The organism is Exiguobacterium sp. S22-S28 (assembly GCF_043359615.1).
In the GTDB taxonomy this organism is placed as follows: domain Bacteria; phylum Bacillota; class Bacilli; order Exiguobacteriales; family Exiguobacteriaceae; genus Exiguobacterium_A.
On record NZ_JBHFFC010000003.1, the window covers coordinates 1 to 9,552 of the forward strand.

At 40.9% G+C, this 9,552-nt stretch carries 8 protein-coding genes; 6 read left to right on the plus strand and 2 right to left on the minus strand.

What is annotated here, in order from left to right:
- The 4 genes from ACHA8N_RS00630 to ACHA8N_RS00645 all read left to right on the plus strand — a co-directional run.
- Positions 1-670, plus strand: a 670-nt coding sequence (locus ACHA8N_RS00630) for a hypothetical protein (protein ID WP_393964435.1), incomplete at its 5' end; no start/stop codon positions are given.
- A 9-nt stretch (positions 671-679) separates the two neighbouring features.
- Positions 680-1,618: a hypothetical protein gene (locus ACHA8N_RS00635; protein ID WP_393964436.1), complete on the plus strand. Its 939-nt coding sequence runs from the start codon at positions 680-682 to the stop codon at positions 1,616-1,618.
- Between the two features lie 153 nt (positions 1,619-1,771).
- Positions 1,772-3,748, plus strand: coding sequence for an AAA family ATPase (locus ACHA8N_RS00640; RefSeq protein WP_393964437.1), 1,977 nt, complete (start codon positions 1,772-1,774; stop codon positions 3,746-3,748).
- Positions 3,741-5,042 (plus strand): hypothetical protein, encoded by a 1,302-nt coding sequence (locus ACHA8N_RS00645; RefSeq protein WP_393964438.1) that lies wholly within the window; start codon positions 3,741-3,743, stop codon positions 5,040-5,042. Before ACHA8N_RS00640 ends, ACHA8N_RS00645 begins: the two co-directional genes overlap by 8 nt.
- A gap of 528 nt (positions 5,043-5,570) precedes the next feature.
- Here ACHA8N_RS00645 and ACHA8N_RS00650 read toward each other — a convergent pair.
- Complete coding sequence (locus ACHA8N_RS00650; RefSeq protein ID WP_393964439.1) at positions 5,571-6,038, minus strand: very short patch repair endonuclease; 468 nt, start codon at positions 6,036-6,038, stop codon at positions 5,571-5,573.
- 130 nt (positions 6,039-6,168) lie between these two features.
- The gene (gene dcm, locus ACHA8N_RS00655; RefSeq protein ID WP_393964440.1) at positions 6,169-7,437 is read right to left on the minus strand and encodes a DNA (cytosine-5-)-methyltransferase; all 1,269 of its coding nucleotides are present in this window, start codon (positions 7,435-7,437) and stop codon (positions 6,169-6,171) included.
- Between the two features lie 163 nt (positions 7,438-7,600).
- On the opposite strand from dcm, the gene ACHA8N_RS00660 reads away from it, so the two are divergent.
- Together ACHA8N_RS00660 and ACHA8N_RS00665 are read left to right on the plus strand one after the other, a co-directional pair.
- Positions 7,601-8,383, plus strand: a complete 783-nt coding sequence (locus ACHA8N_RS00660) for a hypothetical protein (protein ID WP_393964441.1) — start codon at positions 7,601-7,603, stop codon at positions 8,381-8,383.
- Positions 8,380-9,534, plus strand: a complete 1,155-nt coding sequence (locus ACHA8N_RS00665; RefSeq protein ID WP_393964442.1) for an HNH endonuclease — start codon at positions 8,380-8,382, stop codon at positions 9,532-9,534. Before ACHA8N_RS00660 ends, ACHA8N_RS00665 begins: the two co-directional genes overlap by 4 nt.
- Positions 9,535-9,552 lie beyond the last annotated feature (18 nt).

The window sequence follows — 9,552 nt, forward strand, 5'->3', positions numbered from 1 at the left end:
AAATAAAAAAAGAAGGAAAGTTCTTTTTCATCTCTTTTACTTATTTCACTTCAAAGAACGGAGATGTTCTAAAATGTTCTACGGCACTAGATTTTTCTATAAATTTTTATATTTCATTACTGCTATGGCACCAGCATATTTTTTATTTTTACTTCAGATAGATGATAAGTTTCATCAACCATTTGACACTAAGATTTTGACGATGAAAATTAATATATATGGTTGGTGTGCTCTCCTTCTTTTCTTTATAGTTATTCTGGTTTTTTCATTAAAATTTATTCTAACTAGAGAACATCTTATTCCTTCAACAGATCCAGTGATTGGTGCTCAAAAAGAAAAGTTTAAATCAAGTAATTTAAAAGAAATTAATGGCTCGACAATCTCATTTCTACTAGGAAACATTTTACCTGCTGTATTGATAATAGAAGGTAACTTATACGCGGCAATTTTAACTTTTTTTTTAATTCAATTTCTCATATACACGTTAATAATTAGAAGTACAGATATTTTTCCTAACGTTTTTCTTATCCTTTTAGGCATAAACTTATGTAAAACAGATGAAGATGACTATGTATTTACATTTAGATCAAAAAAATATCAATATTTCGACGTTTATCAAATCGGAGACCCCTTAAAATCTAGGTTATTTATTACTATGTATGAGAAATGAGGATGTTTTATGACGATTGAAAGAATTTATGTATGTACATCTAAAAATTCTAAATTACACAGAATTTATAGACTTCAGACTGGAACTGCTGAAAAAGAAAAGATTTACAACTCATTTGAAGACAATTTGATTGAAGGGATAAGTAATGAAAAAAACATGAAAGTATTGAATGGGAACGCTTTAATCGAGGATATTCCCTATTACGTAGATTTCCAAGATATTTCAGAGGATAGTTATCTTTATAGTTTTAAATTTGAAATAGAGAATTTACTAAGTAATCAAACTGAACGCGTCATTCAGTTTTCACATTTTGGAAGTAAACCAGAACAAGTAACGAACTTTGAAGAAAACGAAGGGATGAAATTCTTAATCGTACAAGATTCCGATTATCTATACTTCCTCTCTATAGCTCGAAACTCAGTAATAAAGAATAAGCCTATCTTGTCATTCTCAATAACTCAAAATACTACCATTGTAGATGTTCCGAAAGGTATACAAATCCCGCCAACTGTTACAGCTCGTTTAAATAGGACTTCAAAAAGGCTTCATGTATACGATGTAAATAGATTCGAGAGTATGTTGACTCTAAGTGAAAATAGAAAAGCTAAGTCTCAAGCAACTGTATCTAAATTTATAACGGGCGATTACACAATCTCTACAGAAAAATATCGATTTTCAGGCTTAGATGATGATTTAGTCACTCAAAAATTGAATAGTAGTGCAAGATCTGTACGAAGGTTATCAAAGTATAATGTGCCTGAGAGTGGATATTCAATTAGTCAAATAAAAAAAGCTGTAGATAAATTAGATGAACCCCTTCGAGTACATTTTGATGACGATAGTAAAACTATTAACGTAACGCCAGAAACAGCTAAAACTTTCGTAGGTATTATTCATAATATAATCGTTCAGCGATTGATTTCAGGTGACATCGAGATAGCTATTTAAAGTTTTATTAGTTAGTCCTATAGCAAGTACTAATAATAGAACTAATACATTTCGAATTTTCATTATGTATTAGTTCTATTATCATTTATCAGTATTATCTAATAAACTAGTTCGATATTTTATCTGATTCTAAATTATTAAGGGAGATATTTGATGAAATTAATTTACCTATTAAAACAAAACACGAAGACAAACGAAATAGAAGAGTTTACACTTCAACGTTTATTAGAAACCTCTTTATTTAAACTTGATGATTCAAGCTATAATTATTCTCTCCACCTTAACGCTTTCGTTGATGAGGTACAAGAAATTGACAAGTTTATATTTAGTGAATTTAATAATATCGAAACAATCAACGTAATTATAGGAGAAAATGCAAGTGGTAAGTCAACTCTTCTCGAATCAATTAAAAATCTATTAAACTTTGAAATTCACGAAGAATTAGAAGTCTATCATTTAGGTATTTTCTTTGAAGAATCTGAATCCTGTTTATATATTTTGGAAACGTCAGAAAAATTAAAAATTGAAATTCGCAATTTTATCCCTAACCAACCTCTTAAAAACATAAGAAAGTCAGAATTACAAAATATAATAACGGATAATAGTGTGATATATTTTTCAGACGTTTTGAACAAAAGTAATTTTTTTGATGATCATCTCACTAACTCTTCAAAAATTTTCAATTCTACACTTGGTTACTCATTGCGTAAAGCATCGAAAGAATCTTCAGATAATCGACGCACCGTCTTTAGCAACCCAATATCGACACACTTTAATAACCAAATGAACCGCCAACTGAATTTCATAAGGAAAACGTACATATCAAATTACGAATTACCTTATAAAATCCCCGATTCAATCCATATAGAATTTGATTCAGATCTCGTATATTTTAATTTAGAAAACACAATCACTAAGATGATTATTACAGAGGATGAAAAAGAAATTAATAAATCTGTAAAGACTGCTATAGAAAAAATACAGTCTAAGTTAGCTGAATCAGACCTTGATTCTTTTTTTGCTATCCAAGGTAATACCTTACTTCTTGCAAGTCTTTTACAAGCTTCATTAGAAGAATTCGACTACCATAATAACGAACTTAGTAAAATTGAAAAAAGTAAAAATATCAATTCATTTTTCAAACAACTTAATTCATATGAATTTCCAATGGAAATCTTCCATCACCAAGACATAATGTCAGAGATTTTAAATCTTGTTAAAAGGAATTTTGATTCTCCCCATCGGATTATTGAAAAATTCGAAAATGAAGAGCGTGATGGATATTCACTCTTTTTTTTAATAGACGAATTTTTAATTTCTAAGAAAGAATATAATCGTATAGGTTCTCATGTAATCAATTTCAGAAATGAAATTTTAATTAGTTTCTTCAAAGAATACTTAGATGAATTTTATGAATTATCTCCTATTTCCTTTCTTCGATTTCATTGGGGAATGAGCACCGGAGAAGAAAAACTATTCAATTTACATTCTCAAATTATGGAATCTAGATTAGAGAAACAGCAGTACGGGAACATATGGATTTTAATAGACGAAGCAGATAGTTCTCTCGGACCCAAGTGGCAGGCTGACTATATTAACAAACTCACAAAAGTAGTTTCACAAATTTTTAAGAATGAAAATAATATACAAATTATATTAACAAGTCATTCGCCAATCTTGTTGTCTGACATCCCTCATCACAATATCTGTTACACCTCAGAAAAAATATCTGATGATTTTACTTTTAATCAAAATATTTATTCGTTATTTACTGATATATTTTCGCTTGATAAAACTAACGGACAATTTTCAGATCATGTTCTGAAAAAATTGGACGAAAAGATTTTGGAGTTAAAGTCGAGATTTAATGAATTTGAATATTTTTCACGAGATAGAAAAGAAAATTTTCGAAAAGAGCTTCGTATGGTTGAATCAGTAGTTAAAATAATCGGTGAAGATGTTATCCGTTTCACATATCAAAATAAAATCAAAGAGTTATCGAGTAGAGAATTAACGCCTAAACTACAAGATTCTATCAAACTTTTCTCCTCGATGAACAAAGACGAACGTGAAAGTTTGATAAGGCATATAATTGATGTGAGCGACCAGGAGGAACCTTTCAATGATTAAACTTAACCATGAAAAGGAGTTAAAAGATAAACACCATGACTATCTAAAAAAAAATCTTCTTCCTAAAATAAAGCAAGCTAAAAGGTCTCCTTTTAAAATCCCTAAAAAATCATTGAACAAAATAATTTGTTCTTTGAATAATAATTATCCTCAAAATAAATTTAAGCGAAAGTTTAAATATGAGCAACTTAGGTTTTATGACTATATTGAATATAACCTGAAAGATATTGCAATCGGAGAGCCTTCTAAACTAAAAGAACTCCATCTTGAAATGGAATCCAATTTTGAACTATTGATGAAAGTCTTGTCCTCTCGGCCTGTCGATGTCACGTTTAGCAATCATATTTATAATTTATTTGGATATGAAAACTTCAAGACAGACACATTATTCAATCTTTTTAAAATAGCAGCTAAAATGAGAGCTGGAGGAAATTTAAAAAACAAATTCTCATATAAACATCGTGAAGAATTCAAATATTTACTAGCAGCTGCATTGCCCGACAAGAAAAAAGAAATATACAGTATTTTGAGTAATAAAAACTGTCCTGATTTAAAGTCATTCGAGGAACGTTTCTATTCTATTCCAGATGTCCATATGACACTATCTAATGTTAAAGAATCTCAAATATTCATGCATGGTTGGAGTGATTATGCTCTAGTCATGAGTTCTAACATTCGAGTTTGTCCGTACTGCAATCGTCAATTCGTCACGCCATTTATTTCTAGTAAGGGCCGAATCAGGGCAGATTTAGATCATTTTCTATCAAAGCTAATGTACCCATACTTCTCGATGTCCTTATTTAACCTCATACCTTCTTGTAAGCAATGTAATCAAGGTCTCAAGGGAGAAAAAGAATTTCCGATCGATGGACTTCATCCTTTTCAGGATAACATTCATCATCACTTTACTTTCACTGCTATACCACAACCTGGTAAAGGACTAACAGAAATCAATGTAAAAATTGATGATTCTTCACAATCCAATATAGAGGATTTTATCGACATGTTCAAACTGAAACCGCTCTATGGATACCACAGTAATCAAGCTGATGAAATCATTACAAAACGTCAGATGTATCCCGATAAATTACTTCAAAGTCTACTTCCTAAATCACCATTCACTAGTATAGATGACTTAAAGTCTTTTATTGTAGGCTATGAAATTGATGAACAAAACCTAAACAATGAACCTCTTAGTAAACTTAGGCATGATATCGCGATTCAAGTTGGTTTACTACCGAAAAAAGTAAGAATTGCAGAAGATTTGTTGAATCAATTGAAAACTATAACATAATTGTCAACAATAAAAAATAAAGTAGCGTCAGAAGAGGAGTGGTAGAGGTTCGTCCATTCCTCTTCTGCTTAGTAAATATTGCCTAAAAACCTTTAAATATTTATACCTTCATAGAAATAGATGCTTAAGTCTTTGATATTATTAAATAACATCTCTAACTCGAACTTGTATGTTCAAAGTTAATTGGAGTAATTGCAATACATCGATTAAGTGACCCATAAAAATCAGTCTAATTTCGCCTTTCATATGTGTGATAAAGCACATCTATGAGAAAAGTGAAGGAAACAAATCTTGACATCAATCTGACAATATTTGATCATAAGAAGGATGTTCTCAAATCCGAGGTCTTGGATAAAATATTTGATTTTGGTACACATATTTTTCATCTTGTAGTAGCGTTCTTTCGAGAAATGTATTCCTTTCTTGTTACGAACGGATCTTGTTACGAACGGAGGTCCGCGAGCGAGTATTTATCGACAACCACTCTATCAAGAATCATGATGTTCATATAGAGCTCATATTTTTAAATCAGTCACATGGATTATCCACCTCTTCCTCAAGATACATCTCGATCCTCCCCTCCTGAACATCTGCTCCCGTACCGAGCATTGCATGGTACGTCTTATCGATTTCGTCAATCACGCGGTTGAAGTCTCCATTCACCTCATGCTCCCAATAGCGTAGCACCGTCCATCCTTGGCAGAGGTAATGTTCCGTCTGCTCCTTGTCCCGCTCACGATTCCGTTTGATCTTGTTGCGCCAGAACTCAACATTGCTCTTCGGCTCTTTGTAGTGGACAGGACATCCATGCCAGAAGCATGAGTCGAGGAAGACGACAAGACGCTGTGCCGGGAAGGCGATGTCCGGCGCCCCTAAGAGCTTCCGATAATTCTTCCGGTAGCGTAAGCCACGATGCCACAGCGCATGCCTAACCTTGACCTCCATCTTCGTATCTGTGCCTCTGACCTTACTGAGGTTCTTATTCTTGGTTGCCATCGTATTTACCCCCTTCTGTGCATCTCGATATATTAAGCTTTTCCTTTTATCGGTCATCGAGAAACCAAAAAGGGCACCTCCGCATCATGCGAAAGTGCCTCCAGTATGTCCGGGTCGCTCAAGCGACGCATCAGTTATTGTTGATGAAGAACGATTCCTGAGTAGGCATCAGCACCGGATGACGGTCCTCGAGCTGCTCGATTCGTCGTCCCATTCGTTCGATGAGACCAACCACTAACGCGTTACCCATACAGAAGTAACGCATCCGATCACTCATCGTGTTCGTCCAGTTGTCTGGAAATCCGTTCAGCCGCTCACACTCGAGCGGCGTCAGGAAACGCCGACGTCCGTTGACCTCTACCACGTGGGAGCTCCGGTTAGTCGTCCCTTCACTCGTCAGCATCGTCCGCCCAGGCTTGTCGAGGTCGTCTATCTCCGACATACCACCCTCGGCATAAATATATTTGTGTCCGTCGGCCGATGTCCGCTCGATTTTCTTCGCACCTCGGAGGAAGTTGAACTTCTCGATAGCCGTATCTTTCAGGTAGAACTTTTCTGGCACCGTGTCCTCTGGCTGCAAGATGTCACGCAACGGGGTCGGTTTCTCGAAGACCGGCTCGGTATGGATGGAATAGAAACGCCCTTCGTGCATATATCCCGAGTTATGGAAATTCGCAGAGAACGTGTCCGAAATCTCGACGATATCGTCCGGCAACATACCGACGAGGCGACGATTCTTCACGACCTCCGGCTTGACTGGGAAGACGGGTGCGAAGAAACCTTTCTCGAACAAGATGTCGTCCGATTCGTAAGAGTCGAGCTCTTTCGAGAAGCCAGAGTCATCGCGCGTCGCGAAGATGAACACGCGTCTCCGTCGTTGAGCCATGCCATACTCTGCAGCATTCAGGACACGCCATTCGACCTTATAGCCGAGATCACGGAACGTCGCGAGCATGACCGCAAAATCACGTCCTCGTTGTTTCGCCGGCGACTTCAAGAGTCGATCGACGTTCTCGAGAAGAACGTAACGTGGGGTAGTCGCTTCAATGATACGCTTGATTTCCCAGAAGAGTACACCCTTCTTACCCTGTATCCCCTTCTCACCTGAAAGACTCCTCGCGACGGAATAGTCCTGGCAAGGAAAACCTCCGACGACGAGCTGAGCATCGAGGTTTTTGAACGCCTCGTCCGTCACAGTTGTGATGTCCTCGTTAGAGTGGATACCTTCCTTAAAGTTCGATGCGTAGCAATCGAATGCGTCTTGCGCCTTGCGCGAAGGTTCCCATTGATTCCCCCACACTACCTTGAAGAGGTCCGGGTTCGCCTGTTCGAGGCCGGTACGGAAGCCTCCGACACCCGCGAACAGCTCGATTGTGTTTAATCTATTTTTTGTTCCCATGAAATACGAACATCCTTTCGCTATCTATCAGTTTCTCAATTATATCAGAAAATATTCGCTTTGAACAGATCGAAATTTCGCGTCCTCGCAAGAATCTTTTTCGCCTCTGCCACATGTTATAATGAGGCCATCGAGGCACTAAAATAACTATACATATGGAGAGATGATCATGGAGCCGCAGAATAATGATACGAACGAGATGAAGAATAAATCCTTCCGCCTGTCGGAAGAGGTGACACGTAGGATTTCTGAGCTGGTACGCGAACGCCAGCTGACGACGAACCAGCTCTTCGAGGAATTCGTCACGTTGAGCGAGAATCGCTCGCACGATCCCTTGCTGACGGAGGAGGACGAGCAGCTCTCCCTCTTGCTCCGCCAGGTCGGTAATCTTTTCGAGGAACGTTCCCTACGACTGAAGCTCCAGGCGACCGAACTGAAGTCCGTCCACTCGCGTCACGAGGAGGCCGTCGTCCAACTCGAGGCCGAGGTCACGGAGGAACGCATACGGATCGAGGAGGAGGGGCGAACCGCGAGCGAGCTGCTCGCGGAACAGGAGAAGATGCTCCTCGCTTCCATGGAGAAGGCGGAGGCGGAAAGACGAAAGGCCGTCGACGCGCTCGCACGTCTCGAGAAGGAACATGCCGAAACGGTCAAGTCATTGCGTAAGGAGGTCTTCCACCTCGAGGAACAGGCCCGCCGTGGCGACGAGGAGAAGGAGCGGCTGCAACGACAACTCCACAGCCTGACCGAGGTCACGGACGATTACAAGGCCCGCTCCCGGAACGTCGAGCGTCTCGAGGAGGAGAACCGGGAACTGATGATGCAGGTAAGGCTTCTCGAGCACGAGAAGGAGCGTCATGCATCAGCCGTCGCGGAACGCATCGAGTTGGCGGTACTACGGGATCGCGAAAGACGGAACAGCGATGATACGGAGGATGACAAATGAGCCACGTCATCCCACGAGACCTCATACCTGGTAAGGTCTATCCTGCCGGGACCGAGTCGTCGCACTTCGCGAACGAGCCTCTGAGCCGCCTTTTCCGCTTTGGAGAAGGACTACGCGGTCTCGGGAACCAGGGCGGCATTCGTCGCGCCATGGTCGAGGGCAAGGCAGCTCTCGGCAGAGAGGAGGCATTCACCATCCTACTCGATACTGGCAAGCAGGCCGAATGGCAGAACCATCATGATCCCGCGAGCGGCATCCTCGTCTACTATGGCGACAACCAGACGCCTGGGAAGGATTTCCGCGACACGAAGCAACGTGGGAACGAGACGTTCCTGAAGCATTTCGGACGATCCTATGAGCCGGAACAGGACCACCATGCACCGTTCTTCTACTTCGAGCGCGTCGGTCGCGACGTACGCTACGTCGGGCTCGCCCTCCCACATGTCGACGGCATGACGCTCGACGAGGCGCTCTATCGGAAGACGTTCCATCATAAGGAATCCGGGGCCACGTACGAGAACCTGGTCGCCCGATTCACAATCCTCCCCGTCCTCGTGACCGGGGAATGGCTGCTCGACCTGAAGCTCGGCGTGGGAGGTGGCAAGCATGAGCCCGCCGTCTGGCGCTCGTTCCGACGGAATCGTGCGAATCCGGGGACGAAGAGCCTTGCGTCACCCTCACCACCCTCCTCCGAAGAGCTCATGCCTCCACGGACTCGAAACCATGAGGGCATGCGGATGACGCGTTATCGCATCTCCCAGTCCCGTTTCCGCGAGGCACTACTGAGACGGGACGCATGCTGTGAGCTTTGTGGGCTCGACGTACGCGAGTTGCTCGTCGCAAGCCATATCCTCCCCTGGGCATTGTCGGACGAGTCGCAGAAGGATGACCCGGACAACGGTCTCGTCCTCTGCGTGATGCATGACGGTCTCTTCGACAAAGGGTTCATCTCCTTCGCATCGGACGGGCGGCTACTCGTGACCCACACCTGGACGAGGATAACCGACGTCTCACAGGACTATGCAAAGACATGTCGATCAGGAACTGGCCCGGCCGGGAAAACTACATGCGTCACCATCGCATCCGCTTCGACGAGGCACATTGATGGATCCCCCATCAATCCGAGGTCCGCACGGATGAAGAAAAGATAGAGGATCGGACCAGGTCCG